Consider the following 15,956-nt stretch of genomic DNA (forward strand, 5'->3'; position numbering starts at 1 on the left):
AAGCCTAACCCTGTTCGGCGCAGAAAAGAGGGTGACCGGGTGGTTCTGCTGTATTTAACGTAAATCGAGCACCGCCGCCCATTGCTCGGCCGTCACCGGCATCACCGACAGTCGCGAGCCTTTCTGCACCAGCGGCATCTCGGCCAGCGCTGTTTGTTGTTTCAGGTAATCGAGTTTCAGGACTTTCGTGAACGTTTCGACGTGGGCCACATCGATCGCGCTCCAGGCGTTTTTCTCTGCCGTGGCCTTGGGATCGTAGTAAGGGCTCTCCGGCTCCAGCGCTGTCGGGTCCGGATACGCGGCTTCGACGATCTTCCCGATCCCGGCGATCCCCGGTTCGGGGCAGCTGGAGTGATAGAAGAAAAACTCGTCGCCCACCGCCATGGCCCGCAGAAAATTACGTGCCTGATAGTTGCGAACCCCGTCCCAGCGCGCCTTGCCAAGCGTCTCCAGGCCCTTGATCGAGAGTTCGTCGGGCTCGGATTTCATTAGCCAATAAGCCATGGTTTTTGCTCCTTGCGAAGTGGGTGGGCAAGTTGTCGGGGAATTTTATGACAAACCGACGGTCGGTTGACGCCAGCGTTTGCGTGTCGGTTCACGTTGTCGCAAAATGCCGGCCTTCTAAGCTTGACGCTGCTGCACGGCCTACACCTACAACGGAAACCGCTGCTGTCATCGTGTTGATGTGCCTTTGGGGGGCAATCGATGAAACGCAAACCGGATTTACTATGGATTTTGGTTATTTTGTTCGGCCTCGGCGTCGTGACCACTGGCTATGCCCAAAGCCTGTGGAGCAACAAGACCGACGCTCCGATCGAAATCGCGCAGCAACAACAGCCATCGGCCTTCAAACGCTGAAACTGTCTTCGGACGCCGCTGATTCCAGTGGCGTCTAGCCGGCGAAATACCACGCCTTGTCTGTCACCGTTCCCTGTAACGGCACATCCCAGCTCGCTTGAGCCAATCGTTCGACCTTCTGACATTCATGGGCCAGCCCCAATAGCGTCGGCTTGCGCCAGTTTTTGCGCCGCGCCAGGTACGCCAGGCTCCGGTCGTAGAAACCACCGCCCATCCCAAGACGTCCGCCGACATCGTCAAACCCCACCAGCGGCAGCAACACCAGATCCAGCGCCCAGACTTTGCGTTGCCGGGCGAGGTTGTGCATGGGTTCGAGAATACGAAACCGGTTGGGTTTCAGCTTCTCGCCGGGGCGAATTCGCTGGAACACCATTTTGGTTCGTGGCCAGGCGCTGAGCACCGGCAGATAAGTCGCCTTGCCCCGGCGTTGAGCGGCACGCAGCAAAACACGCGGGTCGATTTCACCGTCGGTGGGCAGATACAGGGAAATATGTTTTGCGCGGCGAAACAGCGGTTGCTGGGCCAATTGCTTGTACAGCCCGCGAGCGGCCTGGCGTTGCTGACTGGGCGTCAGTGCGCGGCGGGCCTTGCGCAGCATGCGTCGAAGTTGCGGGCGGGGCAGCAGCGCAGGTTCGGTCATGGATTCGGGCTTCAGAAGGGTAAGTACATAAAGCGTACCCGTAAAAAAGCCGATGCCGGTATTTAAACCGGCATCGGACTGGAATCAGGCTCCCCGGATGAACCGCTGCTGACTTAGCCCTTGAACCCGAAAGTTCAAGGTGGAAGATGCAGTAGGCTTTAAGGCTTTCCGTCTAGCGGACATGCACACCAGCCCAACGTGCAACTTCCAGGGTAGTGCGAATCGGCTCAGGGACGTGGTCAACTGGCAAGCACCCCAGGGAGTGATGCGAGTATACCCCAAGCGGTTTCGCGTTTCAGCCCTTGGTGACGTCCGGATCGGTTGCGAGCACCAGATCGACGCGATCCAGCAGGTCGCGAACCTGCTCACGGGTCGAGCCGCTGGCCTGTACATCCGGGCGTTCTTCCTTGTGCAGGAGATCGTGGGTGATGTTCAGGGCGGCCATCACGGCGATGCGATCGGCGCCGATGACTTTGCCGCTGCTGCGGATTTCGCGCATCTTGCCGTCCAGGTAACGGGCGGCGCTCACCAGGTTGCTGCGCTCTTCCTGGGGGCAGATGATCGAATATTCTTTATCGAGGATCTGCACGGTAACGCTATTGCTTGAACTCATGAGTCTTGCTCCAGGGCCTTGAGGCGCGAAATCATTGATTCGACCTTACGCCGGGCGATTTCGTTCTTTTCAATGAGGTGAGCGCGTTCCTCGCGCCAGGTCTTTTCCTGAGCTAATAGGAGTCCGTTTTGACTCTTTAGTTGCTCGACGCGGCTAATTAGCAGTTCGAGTCTGGCCATCAGCGCTTGCAGGTCGGTGTCTTCCATTGTGTCCACTGAAAATGTGTCAGATGGGTGGTAGCTGGCGGACAGCCTTTAATAGTCTTGGCGAGTCTGTCGATGTAGGATACAGGCCTTCATTCTAGACATAGCGCCGTCTGGCGCCTAGCTGCCCATGCCCATTCAGAATTCCCCGTACCAAGCCTTCGCCAAACTGCTGACTTCCAGCGGTCATAACGTCTCGCCTGCCGAACTGCATGGCCTGTTGCTCGGCCGCAGTTGCGCCGGAGCCGGTTTCGATGCCGAAGGCTGGCTGATCGATGCCGCCGAGCTGCTCGAAAGCGAGCCGCAGGATAATGTCCGCAACGCCTTGATCGGCTTGCAGGAGATGGTCAAGGGCGAGCTCACTGGCGACGACGTGACCGTCGTTCTGCTGCTGCCGACCGATGACGAGCCACTGGCTGACCGTGCCGCCGCACTGGGCCAATGGTGCCAGGGTTTCCTCAGCGGTTTCGGCCTGAACTGCCGTGACAGCAGCATGCTGAGCACCGAGGCCACCGAAGTGCTTCAGGACCTGGCGGCTATTTCGCAGGTGCAAGACGCCTTGGAAGAGTCCGACGACGGCGAAAGCGATTACATGGAAGTGATGGAGTACCTGCGCGTCGCGCCGCTGCTGCTGTTCACCGAAAACAAAAAGCCGGACGCGCCGGCTGCTGCCAAACCGTCGTTGCATTAATCGCGTGAAAGGGAAAGCCATCTGCCCATGATTCATATCCCGAAATCGGAATACAGCCGTCGCCGCAAGGCCCTGATGGCGCAGATGGAACCCAACAGCATCGCCATCCTGCCCGCCGCCGCCGTTGCGATCCGCAACCGCGACGTCGAGCACGTCTACCGTCAGGACAGCGACTTCCAGTACCTCAGCGGTTTTCCCGAACCTCAGGCTGTCATCGTTTTGATGCCGGGGCGTCTGCATGGCGAATACATACTGTTCTGCCGTGAACGCAATGCCGAACGGGAGTTGTGGGACGGCCTGCGCGCCGGGCAGGAAGGCGCGATCCGCGACTTTGGCGCCGACGACGCCTTCCCCATCACTGACATCGACGACATCCTACCGGGCCTGATCGAAGGCCGCGACCGGGTGTATTCGGCCATGGGCAGCAACCCGGAATTCGACCGACACCTGATGGACTGGATCAACGTGATCCGCTCTAAAGCGCACCTCGGCGCCCAGCCGCCGAACGAATTCGTTGCCCTGGATCATCTGCTTCACGACATGCGCCTGTATAAATCGGCGGCAGAAGTGAAGGTGATGCGCGAAGCCGCACGGATTTCCGCACAGGCACACATCCGCGCGATGCAGGCCAGTCGTGTGGGGCTGCATGAGTTCAGCCTCGAAGCCGAACTCGACTACGAGTTTCGCAAGGGCGGGGCGAAAATGCCGGCCTACGGTTCGATCGTCGCCGCTGGGCGCAACAGCTGCATCCTGCATTACCAGCAGAATGACGCGGTGCTCAAGGACGGCGATCTGGTGCTGATCGATGCCGGTTGCGAGATCGACTGCTACGCCAGCGACATCACCCGCACCTGGCCGGTCAACGGCAAGTATTCAGCGGAACAGAAGGCAATCTACGAGTTGGTGCTGGCGTCGCAAGAAGCTGCGTTTGCGGAAATCGCCCCGGACAAACACTGGAATCAGGCTCACGAAGCTACAGTTCGGGTGATTACCGCCGGTCTGGTGAAGTTGGGCCTGTTACAGGGCGACGTCGACGAGTTGATCGCCAGCGAAGCCTATAAAGCGTTCTACATGCACCGCGCCGGCCACTGGCTGGGCATGGATGTACATGACGTTGGCGAATACAAGGTCGGCGGCGAATGGCGTGTATTGGAAGTCGGCATGGCGCTGACCGTGGAACCGGGCATCTACATTGCCCCGGGCAACCAGAACGTAGCGAAGAAATGGCGCGGCATTGGCGTGCGCATCGAGGACGACGTAGTGGTCACCAAAAGCGGCTGTGAAATCCTGACCAAAGGCGTGCCGAAAACGGTCGCCGAGATCGAGGCCTTGATGGCCGCCGCTCGGACACAAGCGGCATGAGTCGAGTCAATCTGGCAATCATCGGTGGTGGTCTGGTCGGCGCCAGCCTGGCGTTGGCGTTGCAGGCCGGGGCCAAGGCTCGTGGCTGGAAGATCGTGCTGATCGAGCCGTTTGCCCCCGGCGATACTTATCAACCGAGCTATGACGCCCGTTCCTCGGCGTTGTCCTACGGTGCCAAGCAGATTTATCAACGCCTGGGCGTGTGGCAGGAAATCTCCCGCCGCGCCGAGCCGATCAAACAGATTCATGTCTCCGACCGTGGACGCTTCTCCACCGCGCGATTGTCGGCGATGGAAGAGGGCGTTCCGGCGCTGGGTTATGTGGTGGAAAACGCCTGGCTCGGCCAATGCCTCTGGCAGGGGCTGGACAAGGACGTGATCAGCTGGCGTTGCCCGGCGGAAGTCACGCGCATGGAGCCGCTGATCGATGGCTATCGCCTGACCCTCAACGACGAAACCACGCTGGAATGCGAGCTTGCGGTGCTGGCTGATGGCGGCCGTTCCGGCCTGCGCGAGCAACTGGGGATCGGCATCAAAAAGCGCCCGTATAACCAGAGCGCGTTGATCGCCAACATCACGCCGAGTGAAGCGCACAACGGCATGGCCTTCGAGCGTTTCACCGATGACGGGCCGATGGCCTTGTTGCCGTTGCCGGAAAACCGCTGCGCACTGGTCTGGACCCGATTGGGGATGGACGCGCAACGGCTGGCGGCCCTCGATGAAAAGAGCTTTCTCAGCGAGTTGCAAGGCGTGTTCGGTTATCGCCTCGGCACTTTGAGGCAGGTTGGCGCGCGGCATTTGTACCCGCTGACATTGATCGAGGCCGAGGAGCAGGTGCGTCCGCACCTGGCGATTCTCGGCAATGCTGCTCACAGCCTGCACCCGATTGCCGGGCAAGGTTTCAATCTGTCTTTACGTGATGCTCAAGCGCTGGCCGATGCATTGCTGGCCAGCGAAACATCTCCCGGCGACTTTGCGACCTTGCAGGCCTACCGCGAGCGTCAGCGTCTGGACCAGAACCTGACCGTGGGTTTCTCCGATCAGGTCACCCGTTTGTTCGGCAGTACTCAACCATTGGTTTCCCTGGGCCGCAATATCGGTCTGCTCGGGCTGGACCTGTTGCCGCCGGCCAAACGCTGGTTCGCGCGACAGGCCATGGGTTTGGGTACGCGTCCCGATGCTTAAGTGGCTGGCCAACACGTTCGGCAGCTTCTACCTGCCGAACCTCGGCGCCGGCACTTTGGTTAAATCCCTTTATAGGCGGCTCAAGCCGCAAGCGAGACAGGCTTAAAGCATGGAAATGCGCGCAGATCTGCTGATTGTCGGGGCCGGAATGGTCGGCAGCGCCCTGGCGCTGGCGTTGCAGGACAGCGGGCTGGAAGTCCTGCTGCTGGACGGCAGCCGCATGAGCGTCAAACCCTTCGATGTTCAAGCTTCGTTCGAGCCGCGAGTGAGCGCCTTATCGATTGCCAGCCAGCGGATTCTTGATCGTCTGGGCGTCTGGGACGGCATCGCCAAACGGCGCAGCAGCCCCTACACCGACATGCAGGTCTGGGACGGCAGCGGCACCGGGCAAATCCATTTTTCGGCAGCCAGTGTGCATGCCGACGTGCTGGGGCATATCGTCGAGAACCGCGTGGTTCAGGACGCCTTGCTCGACCGCTTGCACGACTGCGATCTCGGCATGTTGGCCAACGCGCGCCTGGAGCAAATGCGTCGTTCCGGCGATGACTGGCTGCTGACCCTGGCCGATGGCCGCACCTTGCGCGCACCTTTGGTGATCGCAGCGGATGGCGCCAATTCCGCCGTTCGGCGTCTGACCGGCATGGCGACGCGCGAGTGGGACTACCTGCACCACGCGATTGTCACCAGCGTGCGCAGCGCCAAACCTCATCAACTGACCGCGTGGCAGCGCTTCACCGACAACGGTCCGCTGGCGTTTTTGCCGCTGGAGCGTGACGGTCAGCAGGATTGGTGTTCGATCGTCTGGTCGACCACCCCGAGCGAAGCCGAACACCTGATGGCGCTGGATGACGAGGGGTTCTGCAAAGCGCTGGAGCGGGCCTTCGAAGGTCGACTCGGCAAGGTGCTCAGCGCCGACCCGCGTCTGTGCGTACCGCTGCGCCAGCGTCATGCCAAGCGCTATGTGGCTGAAGGTTTGGCGTTGATCGGTGATGCGGCGCACACCATTCATCCCTTGGCCGGGCAGGGCGTGAACCTTGGTTTTCTCGATGCCGCCGTGCTGGCCGAAGTGCTGTTGCAAGCGGCCACGCGTGGCGAACGTCTGGCGGATGTGAAAGTGCTCAGCCGTTACGAACGTCGGCGCATGCCCCACAACCTGGCGTTGATGGCGGCGATGGAAGGCTTCGAGCGCCTGTTCCAGGCTGATCCGTTGCCGATTCGCTGGTTGCGCAATGCCGGGTTGAAGATGGTCGACCAAATGCCCGAAGCCAAGGCCCTGTTCGTGCGTGAGGCGCTGGGGTTGACCGGGGATCTGCCGGCACTCGCCAAGGCCTGAGATTTTCGTTGGGGCTGATGGCCCCTTCGCGGGCAAGCCCGCTCCCACAAGGATTCGGGTGATCACAACATTATGTGTGAACACTGGAGATCCCTGTGGGAGCGGGCTTGCCCGCGAAAGGGCTGGTACATCCACCACATATTCCAGCCTGTGCAACATCTGGTAACTCCTCCACAAACAGTTCGATTGAGAAGCTAAATGTGAGTCCATATCATTTGGCTTCAATTTTCCAATCGAGAGATCGCTCCCATGTTGGCACCGAAGCGTCTACTGACCGCGCTCGCCCTGACCCTGATTGGCAGCACTGCTGCCCAGGCCGCTGACGAGGTGGTGGTTTACTCCTCGCGTATCGACGAGCTGATCAAACCGGTCTTCGATGCCTACACCGCGAAAACCGGCGTGCAGGTGAAGTTCATCACCGACAAGGAAGCGCCGCTGATGCAGCGGATCAAGGCCGAGGGCGAGAACGCCACCGCGGACCTGCTGCTGACCGTCGATGCCGGTAACCTCTGGCAAGCCGAGCAAATGGGCATCCTGCAACCGTTTACGTCCAAGGTGATCGACGCCAACATCCCGTTGCAATACCGCTCATCCGCCCATGCCTGGACTGGCCTGAGCCTGCGGGCGAGGACCATCGCTTACTCCACCGATCGGGTGAAACCCGGTGAGTTGACCACCTACGAAGGTCTGGCCGACAAGAACTGGGAAGGCCGCCTGTGCCTGCGCACGGCGAAGAAGGTCTACAACCAGTCCCTGACCGCCACCATGATCGAAGTCCATGGCGCCGAAAAAACCGAGAAGATTCTCAAGGGCTGGGTGAATAACCTGTCCACCGATGTGTTCTCGGATGACATCGCGGTGCTGGAGGCCATCAACGCGGGTCAATGCGACGTCGGCATCGTCAACACGTACTACTACGGTCGTCTGCACAAGCAGAAGCCTGATCTGGCCGTGAAGCTGTTCTGGCCAAACCAGGGTGACCGTGGCGTGCACGTGAACCTGTCGGGCATCGGCTTGACCAAACATGCTCCGCACCCGGAAGCGGCCAAGGCCTTGGTGGAGTGGATGACCACACCTGAAGCACAGAAGATCTTTGCTGACGTGAACCAGGAATTCCCGGCCAACCCTGCGGTTCAGCCTTCTGCAGAAGTGGCGAGCTGGGGCAAGTTTGTGGCTGATACCTTGCCGGTGGAAATTGCCGGCAAGCGTCAGGCGGAAGCGATTCGCATGATGGATCGGGCGGGCTGGAACTGAGTCCACTGTTATTGTGGCGAGCGGCTACCTGTGGCGAGGGAGCTTGCTCCCGCTGGGCTGCGAAGCGGCCCCGTTGGCGTCGACAGGTCAGGATCGAGATGATCTGATACCCTCCTGCGGCTGCTTCGCACCCGAGCGGGAGCAAGCTCCCTCGCCACAAAATGGAGCCGACTTCAGGTTAGAGTCGGCCCAATATTTTCTAGAGAATCTCCTTGGCCCACCCCGCCCAACGCCGCTGGTACCCCCTGGTCTTCGCCATCGCTGCGCTGGTCCTGCTGCCCCTCAGCGTTTTGCTGTTGTCATGGCAAACCATCGATCATCAAATCTGGTCCCACCTCTGGGATACCCAGATGCCGCGCCTGCTGGGCAATACCCTGACCCTGGTACTCGGCGTCGGTATCGGCGTGACACTCTTGGGCGTGAGCCTGGCCTGGCTCACCAGCCTCTGCGAATTCCCCGGTCGGCGTTGGCTGGACTGGGCGCTGATGCTGCCATTCGCCATTCCCGCCTACGTGCTGGCATTCGTCTTCGTCGGCCTGTTGGATTTTGCCGGCCCCGTGCAAACCCTGTTGCGCGAATGGTTCGGCTCGGGCTTGAGGTTGCCGCGCGTGCGCTCCACCGGCGGCGTGATTCTGGTGCTGGTGCTGGTCTTCTATCCCTACGTTTACCTGTTGGCGCGAACCGCGTTCCTGGCTCAGGGCAAAGGCTTGATGGAAGCGGCGCGAGTCCTGGGGCAATCCCCGTGGCAAGCGTTCTGGCGAGTCGCGCTGCCCATGGCGCGCCCGGCCATCGGCGCTGGCGTGGCGCTGGCGTTGATGGAAACCCTGGCGGATTTCGGTGCGGTGTCGGTGTTCAATTTCGACACGTTCACGACCGCCATCTACAAGACCTGGTACGGATTTTTCAGCCTCTCCACCGCCGCGCAACTGGCCAGCCTGTTGCTGCTGGTGGTGATGGTCGTGCTGTACGGCGAGCGCCGTGCTCGCGGGGCCAACCGGGCGAGTAACGAACGACCACGGGTCAAGGCGCTGTATCACCTGCGCGGTTTCAAGGCGCTGGCGGCCATGAGTTGGTGCGGTCTGGTATTCGCCTGCGCTTTCGTCATTCCAGTGCTTCAACTGGTGGCGTGGTTCTGGCAGCGCGGGCGCTTTGACCTGGATGAGCGTTACGCGGGGCTGATCGTCCATACGTTGTACCTGGGCGGCATGGCGGCGCTGATTACCGTCAGTGTTGCTTTAGTGCTGGCGTTTGCCCGGCGTCTGGCCCCGACCCGCGCGATCCGCTCCGGCATCAGCCTGGCCAATCTCGGCTACGCCTTGCCAGGCTCGGTGCTGGCGGTGTCGATCATGCTGGCGTTCAGTTACCTGGACCGCGAACTGGTGATCCCGTTGTCGGGTTGGCTGGGGGGCGCCGGCAAGCCATTGCTGCTGGGCAGCCTGTCGGCGTTGTTGCTGGCCTATCTGGTGCGTTTCATCGCGGTGGCTTATGGGCCGCTGGAAAGCAGTCTGGCGCGAATACGGCCATCTTTGCCCGAAGCGGCACGTAGCCTTGGCGTCAGTGGGCCACGACTGTTTTTCAAAGTGTATCTGCCGTTATTGCTGCCAGGAACGTTGAGTGCCGCGTTGCTGGTGTTCGTCGATGTGCTCAAGGAAATGCCCGCGACCCTTCTGATGCGCCCGTTTGGCTGGGACACGCTGGCGGTACGGATCTTCGAAATGACCAGCGAAGGCGAGTGGGCGAGGGCCTCGCTGCCGGCACTGACCCTGGTTTTGGTCGGGCTGTTACCGGTCATCGGATTGATTCGACGTTCAGCGCATCGAAACGCCTAGGTGTCAGTCCTACACCTTGAGGCTACAATGCGCGGCATTCGGTGCGGTCCGTCCTACGGACCAGGTAGCTGAAATCGGCTGAAAGCCTTCTATTTCAAGGCTTTCACCCCGTGCAGCACCGGCCCGCACCTTCGCCACGCCCGGAAGGAGAAACCCATGGGACTGCGCACGCCTCTGTATGACCTTCATCTCGCCCTCGGCGCGAAGATGGTCGATTTTGGCGGTTGGGATATGCCTTTGCATTACGGCTCGCAGGTCGAGGAACACCATCAGGTGCGCCGCGATTGCGGGGTTTTCGATGTATCCCACATGACCGTGATCGATGTCAGCGGCCCTCAGGCCAAGGCCTGGCTCCAGCATTTGCTGGCCAATGACGTCGAACGTCTGCACAGCCCTGGCCGTGCCTTGTACAGCACCATGCTCAACGAGCGCGGCGGCATCGTCGACGACATGATCGTCTACCGTCTCGAGGAGGGTTATCGGCTGGTGGTCAACGCCTCCACCCGCAATCAGGACCTCGCCTGGATGCAGGCTCACCTCGAGGGTTTCAAGGTGCAGCTCAACGAGCGCTCCGAGTTGGCGATGCTGGCCATTCAAGGTCCCCACGCCCGGCACAAAATCTCCGAACTGGTGACCCAGTCCCGCGGCAACCTGATTCAGATGCTCAAGCCCTTCGAAGGCCAGGCCGACGGTGACTGGTTTATCGCACGCACGGGTTACACCGGCGAAGATGGCCTGGAAATCGTTCTGCCAGCCAATCAAGCGCCAGGATTCTTCAACGATCTGGTGGGCGCGGGCATCTCACCGATCGGCCTCGGGGCGCGCGATACGCTGCGGGTCGAAGCCGGTATGAACCTCTACGGCCAGGACATTCATCAAGACGTTTCACCACTGGCTTCCAACATGGCCTGGAGCATTGCGTGGGAACCGGCCACTCGCCAGTTCATCGGGCGCAGCGCTCTTGAAGCCGAGCGGGCGGGTGGCGTGCAGCACAAACTGGTCGGTCTGGTCCTTGAGGAGCGTGGGGTTTTGCGCGCTCATCAAGTCGTCCGCATCGCCAATGTTGGCGAAGGGGAGATCACCAGTGGTAGTTTCTCTCCTACGCTTAGCAAGTCGATTGCACTGGCGCGCGTGCCGATGGCGACAGCCGACCGCGCAGAAGTGGAAATCCGTGGCAAGTGGTACCCGGTCCGAGTGGTCAAACCGACCTTCGTACGCCATGGCAAAACCTTGATCTAACCTTTTTTGGCGGGCAACGACCGCTGACAATTCTCTTGAGGACACAGAACATGAGCGATATTCCTGCCGACCTGCGTTTTGCCGAAAGTCACGAGTGGGCCCGTCTCGAAGCCGATGGCAGCGTTACCGTGGGCATCAGCGATCACGCTCAGGAAGCCTTGGGCGACGTGGTGTTCGTTGAGCTGACCGAAGTCGGAACAGTCTTCGCTGCCGGTGATCAGTCCGGTGTGGTGGAGTCGGTTAAAGCCGCTTCGGACATCTACTCCCCGGTGGCCGGTGAAGTGATTGCGATCAACGAAGAACTGAGCGCCAACCCTGAGCTGCTCAACTCCGACCCGTACGGTGCCTGGATCTTCAAGCTCAAGCCAAGCAACGCGGCTGACCTGGACACGCTGCTGGACGCCGCCGGCTACAAGGCTGCCATCGGCGAATAATCGTCGCCTTGCGAAATCTATGTGGGAGCGAGCCTGCTCGCGAAAGCGGTGTGTCAGCAAACAGTTATGCCAACTGACACTCCCACTTCGCGAGCAGGCTCGCTCCCACAGGGTCTATGGATTTAGCACTGACTTCACCGCTGCCACCGAACGCTCAACATCCGCTTTGGTCATGGCGGTGAACATCGGCAGTGAAACGATCAGGCGACCGACCCGCTCGGCGACCGGGAACATGCCCTCCTTGAACCCGCGTTCGCGGTAAAGACTCAGCAGGTGAATCGGCGGGTAGTGATAGCCGATACCAACCCCCAGTGCCTGCATCTGCTCCATGAAAGTAGCCCGTGCCGGTTGGCCATCCCTGCGCTCAGGCAGCACCAGCTGAAACAAATGCCAGTTGCTGTTCTCGAAATCCGCCGGGGGCAGTTGAGCCCCATACAACGCTTCGAAATCCTCACCGAAACAAGCGAAATAGTGCCTGGCCAGTTCACGGCGATGCGCTGTGATTGCATCGATGTGAGCAAATTGCCCAAGGCCGATGGCCGCTGCAACGTCGGTCATGTTGAACTTGCCGCCCAGCACATCGACATCCAGACCATCGAAGCCGCTACGGGTGACGCCCTGTAAACGGTACTTTTGCGCCAGTTGCACTTCCTCGTCATTGTTCAATACCAGGCAACCGCCCTCTGACGAGGTGACGTTTTTGTTTGCCTGGAAACTGAAGGACACGAAATCGCCGGTCGAGCCAATGCGCTGGCCGTTCCAGCTCGAACCCAAGGCTTGCGCGGCGTCTTCGACAATCCGCAATCCGTGTTTTTTGGCGATCGCATACAACCGGCTCATGTCCACCGGCAAACCGGCGAGGTACACAGGAATGATCGCTTTGGTGCGCGGGGTGATTGCCGCTTCCAGCTGATCCAGATCGAGGTTGCGGGTGATCGGGTCAATGTCGGCAAACACCGGCGTAGCGCCGACTTCCAGAATGACGTTGGCGGTGGCCACCCAGGAAATCGGCGTGGTGATCACTTCATCGCCCGGCCCGATACCGGCAATGCGCAAGGCGATCTCCATGGTGCAGGTGCCGGAATTGAAGGTGCGCACCGGGCGCCCACCGAAATACTCCGAGAGTTGTTGTTCAAAGGCCTGAACCTTGGGGCCGCTGGTAATCCAGCCCGAGCGTAATACGTCACCCACAGCGGCAATCGTGGCTTCGTCGATGGTGGGTTTGGAGAATGGCAGGAAAGGCAGTTGGCTCATAAATACAGTCACCTGATCAGCGGACATTGGGCAGATGCCGAGCATTCTGATCCGCAATGATCGTTGGCGCCAATCCATCCGCTCGGGTATCGACTGCTATGCTGGTTTGACCGTGTTGCATCGACGTTGAGCGCCAGTCAAGAGAGAGCCCGTCATGTCCCAATTGCCGTCCTTGAGCCAGTTACGCGACCCTAATGCCTTCCTTCGCCGCCACCTCGGGCCCGATGACGCCGAGCAACAGGCGATGCTCGACAGCCTCGGCCTCGGCAGCCGGGTCGAGTTGATCGAGCAGACGGTGCCGCCAGGAATCCGCCTGAACAGGCCGCTCGACCTGCCACCCGCCCTCGATGAAGAAGCCGCGCTGACCAAACTGCGTGGTTACGCCGAGCAAAACCAGGTCTGGACCAGCCTGATCGGCATGGGCTACCACGGCACCCTCACGCCGGCCGTCATTGTGCGCAACGTGCTGGAAAATCCCGGTTGGTACACCGCGTACACACCCTATCAACCAGAGATCGCCCAAGGGCGGCTCGAAGCGCTGCTGAACTTCCAGCAATTGACCATCGACCTCACGGGCCTGGAACTGGCCAACGCCTCGCTGCTGGACGAAGCCACGGCGGCGGCGGAAGCCATGGCACTGGCCAAGCGTGTCGCCAAGTCCCGAAGCAATCTGTTCTTCGTCGACGAAAACTGTCATCCGCAGACCATTTCCGTGGTGCAGACCCGAGCACAAGGGTTCGGCTTCGAGCTGATCATCGACTCTGTGGATAACTTGAAACAGCACCAGGTGTTCGGCGCGCTCCTGCAATACCCCGACACCCACGGCGAGATCCGCGATCTTCGTCCCTTGATCGATCATCTGCATGCGCAGCAAGCCTTGGCGTGTGTCGCCACCGATCTGCTGAGTCTGCTGTTGCTGACGCCGCCGGGGGAGTTGGGCGCCGACGTGGTGTTCGGTTCATCCCAGCGTTTCGGCGTGCCCATGGGTTACGGCGGCCCTCACGCGGCGTTTTTTGCCAGTCGCGATGAATACAAACGGGCGATTCCCGGGCGGATCATCGGCGTATCGAAAGATGCTCGCGGCAACGTCGCCCTGCGCATGGCCCTGCAAACCCGCGAGCAACATATCCGCCGGGAGAAAGCTAACTCGAACATTTGCACCGCGCAGGTGCTGCTGGCCAACATTGCCAGTTTCTATGCGGTCTACCACGGTCCGGAAGGGCTCAAACGCATTGCCCAACGCGTCCATCGGCTGACCAGCATCCTCGCCGCTGGCCTGGAGCGCCACGGCATCACCCGCCTCAACACCCACTTTTTCGACACCCTGACGCTGGAAGTCGGTGGTACTCAGACCGCAATCATCGAAAGTGCCCAGGCCGCGCAGATCAATTTGCGCATTCTCGGGCGCGGGCGGTTGGGGTTGAGCCTCGACGAAACCTCTGACGAATCCACCGTCGCGAAGTTGTTTGATGTGTTCCTCGGTTCCGATCATGGGCTTAACGTCGACGAACTGGACGCTGAAACCCTTGTTTCCGGCATTCCCGCAGGTCTGTTGCGTACCTCGTCTTATCTGCGTCACCCGGTGTTCAGCGCCCATCACAGCGAAACCGAGATGCTGCGCTACCTCAAGCAACTGGAGAACAAGGACCTGGCGCTCAATCAATCGATGATCCCGCTGGGCTCCTGCACCATGAAGCTCAACGCCACCAGCGAGATGATCCCGATCACGTGGCCGCAGTTCGCCAACCTGCACCCGTTCGTGCCGAAAGAGCAGGCGGTCGGTTATTCGCTGATGATCGAAGAACTGGAGCGTTGGCTCTGCGCGATTACCGGTTTCGACGCGATCTGCATGCAACCCAACTCGGGCGCCCAAGGTGAGTACGCCGGGTTGCTGGCCATCCGCAAATATCACGAGAGTCGTCATGAGGGCGCGCGGGATATCTGCCTGATCCCGTCCTCGGCCCATGGCACCAACCCGGCTTCGGCGCAGATGGCCGGCATGCGCGTGGTGATCGTCGAATGCGACGAGGCGGGCAACGTTGATCTGGATGACCTCAAAGGCAAGGCCGCAGAGGCCGCAGACAAACTCGCCTGCCTGATGGCGACGTATCCTTCGACCCACGGTGTATACGAGGAAGGCATCAGCGAAATCTGTGAGGTTATCCACAGTCACGGTGGCCAGGTGTACATGGATGGCGCCAACCTCAACGCTCAGGTCGGACTGGCGCGCCCGGCGGACATTGGTGCCGACGTGTCCCACATGAACCTGCACAAGACTTTCTGCATCCCCCATGGTGGCGGCGGGCCGGGCATGGGGCCGATTGGTGTGCGCGCACATCTGGCCCCGTTCGTGGCCAACCATCCGGTGGTGCCGATCGACGGACCGCTGGCACAGAACGGCGCAGTCAGCGCGGCGCCTTGGGGCAGCGCGAGCATCCTGCCGATCAGCTGGATGTACATCGCGATGATGGGGCCGCAATTGGCGGATGCCAGTGAGGTGGCGATCCTCGCCGCGAATTACCTGGCGCAGCACTTGTCCGGGGCGTTCCCGGTGCTCTACACCGGGCGCAACGAGCGGGTGGCTCACGAATGCATTCTTGACCTGCGGCCACTCAAGACGCTGACCGGGATCAGCGAGGAGGACGTCGCCAAGCGGCTGATGGACTACGGCTTCCATGCGCCGACCATGTCGTTTCCGGTGCCGGGAACGTTGATGGTGGAACCCACCGAAAGTGAATCGAAGGCGGAGCTGGACCGGTTTATCGGGGCGATGCTGAGTATCCGCGCGGAAATCACCGAGGTGCAGAACGGCAACTGGCCGGCCGATGACAACCCGCTGAAACGTTCACCGCATACCCTGGCGGATATCACCGGAGTTTGGGAGCGGTCCTACAGCATCGCGCAGGCGGTTACGCCGGATGCTCACACCAAGGCGCACAAGTACTGGCCGGTGGTGAACCGGGTGGATAACGTTTACGGCGATAGAAACCTGTTCTGTGCCTGCGTGCCGGTGGACGATTACCGCTGAGACACCGTTTTGTATTCGGGCAAAAAAATGCCGC

The 15,956-nt window shown here is 60.6% G+C and carries 15 protein-coding genes and 1 other RNA gene; 10 read left to right on the forward strand and 6 right to left on the reverse strand.

Annotation, left to right across the window (positions count from 1 at the left end; translation table 11 throughout):
- Window positions 1-54: 54 nt before the first annotated feature.
- The gene (locus KW848_RS09360; RefSeq protein WP_218536638.1) at window positions 55-504 is read right to left on the reverse strand and encodes an EVE domain-containing protein; all 450 of its coding nucleotides are present in this window, start codon (window positions 502-504) and stop codon (window positions 55-57) included.
- A 201-nt stretch (window positions 505-705) separates the two neighbouring features.
- Here KW848_RS09360 and KW848_RS09365 point away from each other — a divergent pair, with 201 nt between their 5' ends.
- Entirely contained in the window at window positions 706-858 is a 153-nt protein-coding gene (locus tag KW848_RS09365; protein WP_008024268.1) for a hypothetical protein, read from the forward strand.
- Between the two features lie 34 nt (window positions 859-892).
- On the opposite strand, the gene KW848_RS09370 is transcribed toward KW848_RS09365, so the two are convergent.
- From KW848_RS09370 to KW848_RS09385, 4 genes are all read right to left on the reverse strand, one after another.
- Window positions 893-1,498: a 5-formyltetrahydrofolate cyclo-ligase gene (locus KW848_RS09370; protein WP_111448358.1), complete on the reverse strand. Its 606-nt coding sequence runs from the start codon at window positions 1,496-1,498 to the stop codon at window positions 893-895.
- Between the two features lie 86 nt (window positions 1,499-1,584).
- Window positions 1,585-1,763, reverse strand: a non-coding RNA gene (ssrS, locus tag KW848_RS09375) — 6S RNA.
- A gap of 30 nt (window positions 1,764-1,793) precedes the next feature.
- The gene (locus KW848_RS09380) at window positions 1,794-2,111 is read right to left on the reverse strand and encodes a cell division protein ZapA (protein WP_007942435.1); all 318 of its coding nucleotides are present in this window, start codon (window positions 2,109-2,111) and stop codon (window positions 1,794-1,796) included.
- Window positions 2,108-2,317 (reverse strand): TIGR02449 family protein, encoded by a 210-nt coding sequence (locus tag KW848_RS09385; protein WP_007942437.1) that lies wholly within the window; start codon window positions 2,315-2,317, stop codon window positions 2,108-2,110. The genes KW848_RS09380 and KW848_RS09385 overlap by 4 nt, the downstream gene beginning before the upstream one ends.
- 127 nt (window positions 2,318-2,444) lie before the next feature.
- On the opposite strand from KW848_RS09385, the gene KW848_RS09390 reads away from it, so the two are divergent.
- The 8 genes from KW848_RS09390 (at window position 2,445) to gcvH (ending at window position 11,640) form a co-directional block, all read left to right on the forward strand.
- A complete protein-coding gene (locus tag KW848_RS09390; RefSeq protein WP_008150369.1) occupies window positions 2,445-3,005 on the forward strand; it encodes a YecA family protein in 561 nt (186 codons plus the stop codon).
- A 27-nt stretch (window positions 3,006-3,032) separates the two neighbouring features.
- Entirely contained in the window at window positions 3,033-4,367 is a 1,335-nt protein-coding gene (gene pepP / locus KW848_RS09395; protein WP_008150372.1) for a Xaa-Pro aminopeptidase, read from the forward strand.
- Window positions 4,364-5,551, forward strand: coding sequence for a 2-octaprenyl-6-methoxyphenyl hydroxylase (gene ubiH, locus KW848_RS09400; protein ID WP_218536639.1), 1,188 nt, complete (start codon window positions 4,364-4,366; stop codon window positions 5,549-5,551). Before pepP ends, ubiH begins: the two co-directional genes overlap by 4 nt.
- Before the next feature lie 115 nt (window positions 5,552-5,666).
- Window positions 5,667-6,884, forward strand: coding sequence for a 2-octaprenyl-3-methyl-6-methoxy-1,4-benzoquinol hydroxylase (locus KW848_RS09405; protein WP_218536747.1), 1,218 nt, complete (start codon window positions 5,667-5,669; stop codon window positions 6,882-6,884).
- Window positions 6,885-7,133: 249 nt separating this feature from the next.
- On the forward strand, window positions 7,134-8,138 hold the full coding sequence (locus KW848_RS09410; RefSeq protein ID WP_192409007.1) for an extracellular solute-binding protein: 1,005 nt from the start codon (window positions 7,134-7,136) through the stop codon (window positions 8,136-8,138).
- A 212-nt stretch (window positions 8,139-8,350) separates the two neighbouring features.
- A complete protein-coding gene (locus tag KW848_RS09415; RefSeq protein ID WP_218536640.1) occupies window positions 8,351-9,967 on the forward strand; it encodes an iron ABC transporter permease in 1,617 nt (538 codons plus the stop codon).
- A gap of 156 nt (window positions 9,968-10,123) precedes the next feature.
- Window positions 10,124-11,206, forward strand: a complete 1,083-nt coding sequence (gene gcvT / locus KW848_RS09420) for a glycine cleavage system aminomethyltransferase GcvT (protein ID WP_192409011.1) — start codon at window positions 10,124-10,126, stop codon at window positions 11,204-11,206.
- 50 nt (window positions 11,207-11,256) lie between these two features.
- The gene (gene gcvH, locus KW848_RS09425; protein WP_008150389.1) at window positions 11,257-11,640 is read left to right on the forward strand and encodes a glycine cleavage system protein GcvH; all 384 of its coding nucleotides are present in this window, start codon (window positions 11,257-11,259) and stop codon (window positions 11,638-11,640) included.
- 114 nt (window positions 11,641-11,754) lie between these two features.
- Here gcvH and KW848_RS09430 read toward each other — a convergent pair whose 3' ends face one another.
- The gene (locus KW848_RS09430) at window positions 11,755-12,894 is read right to left on the reverse strand and encodes a DegT/DnrJ/EryC1/StrS aminotransferase family protein (RefSeq protein ID WP_218536641.1); all 1,140 of its coding nucleotides are present in this window, start codon (window positions 12,892-12,894) and stop codon (window positions 11,755-11,757) included.
- A 154-nt stretch (window positions 12,895-13,048) separates the two neighbouring features.
- Here KW848_RS09430 and gcvP point away from each other — a divergent pair, with 154 nt between their 5' ends.
- Complete coding sequence (gcvP, locus tag KW848_RS09435) at window positions 13,049-15,922, forward strand: aminomethyl-transferring glycine dehydrogenase (RefSeq protein ID WP_218536642.1); 2,874 nt, start codon at window positions 13,049-13,051, stop codon at window positions 15,920-15,922.
- Window positions 15,923-15,956 lie beyond the last annotated feature (34 nt).

The sequence above is a fragment of the Pseudomonas sp. PDM25 genome, assembly GCF_019219045.1.
GTDB lineage: Bacteria > Pseudomonadota > Gammaproteobacteria > Pseudomonadales > Pseudomonadaceae > Aquipseudomonas.

Bases quoted from the DNA above. Each gene is read 5' to 3' on its own strand.
- KW848_RS09385 (WP_007942437.1), bottom strand. From the start codon at position 2,317: ATGGAAGACACCGACCTGCAAGCGCTGATGGCCAGACTCGAACTGCTA.
- KW848_RS09365 (WP_008024268.1), top strand. From the start codon at position 706: ATGAAACGCAAACCGGATTTACTATGGATTTTGGTTATTTTGTTCGGC.
- KW848_RS09380 (WP_007942435.1), bottom strand. From the start codon at position 2,111: ATGAGTTCAAGCAATAGCGTTACCGTGCAGATCCTCGATAAAGAATAT.
- ubiH (WP_218536639.1), top strand. From the start codon at position 4,364: ATGAGTCGAGTCAATCTGGCAATCATCGGTGGTGGTCTGGTCGGCGCC.
- KW848_RS09430 (WP_218536641.1), bottom strand. From the start codon at position 12,894: ATGAGCCAACTGCCTTTCCTGCCATTCTCCAAACCCACCATCGACGAA.
- KW848_RS09370 (WP_111448358.1), bottom strand. From the start codon at position 1,498: ATGACCGAACCTGCGCTGCTGCCCCGCCCGCAACTTCGACGCATGCTG.
- gcvP (WP_218536642.1), top strand. From the start codon at position 13,049: ATGTCCCAATTGCCGTCCTTGAGCCAGTTACGCGACCCTAATGCCTTC.
- gcvH (WP_008150389.1), top strand. From the start codon at position 11,257: ATGAGCGATATTCCTGCCGACCTGCGTTTTGCCGAAAGTCACGAGTGG.
- KW848_RS09405 (WP_218536747.1), top strand. From the start codon at position 5,667: ATGCGCGCAGATCTGCTGATTGTCGGGGCCGGAATGGTCGGCAGCGCC.
- pepP (WP_008150372.1), top strand. From the start codon at position 3,033: ATGATTCATATCCCGAAATCGGAATACAGCCGTCGCCGCAAGGCCCTG.
- gcvT (WP_192409011.1), top strand. From the start codon at position 10,124: ATGGGACTGCGCACGCCTCTGTATGACCTTCATCTCGCCCTCGGCGCG.
- KW848_RS09410 (WP_192409007.1), top strand. From the start codon at position 7,134: ATGTTGGCACCGAAGCGTCTACTGACCGCGCTCGCCCTGACCCTGATT.
- KW848_RS09390 (WP_008150369.1), top strand. From the start codon at position 2,445: ATGCCCATTCAGAATTCCCCGTACCAAGCCTTCGCCAAACTGCTGACT.
- KW848_RS09360 (WP_218536638.1), bottom strand. From the start codon at position 504: ATGGCTTATTGGCTAATGAAATCCGAGCCCGACGAACTCTCGATCAAG.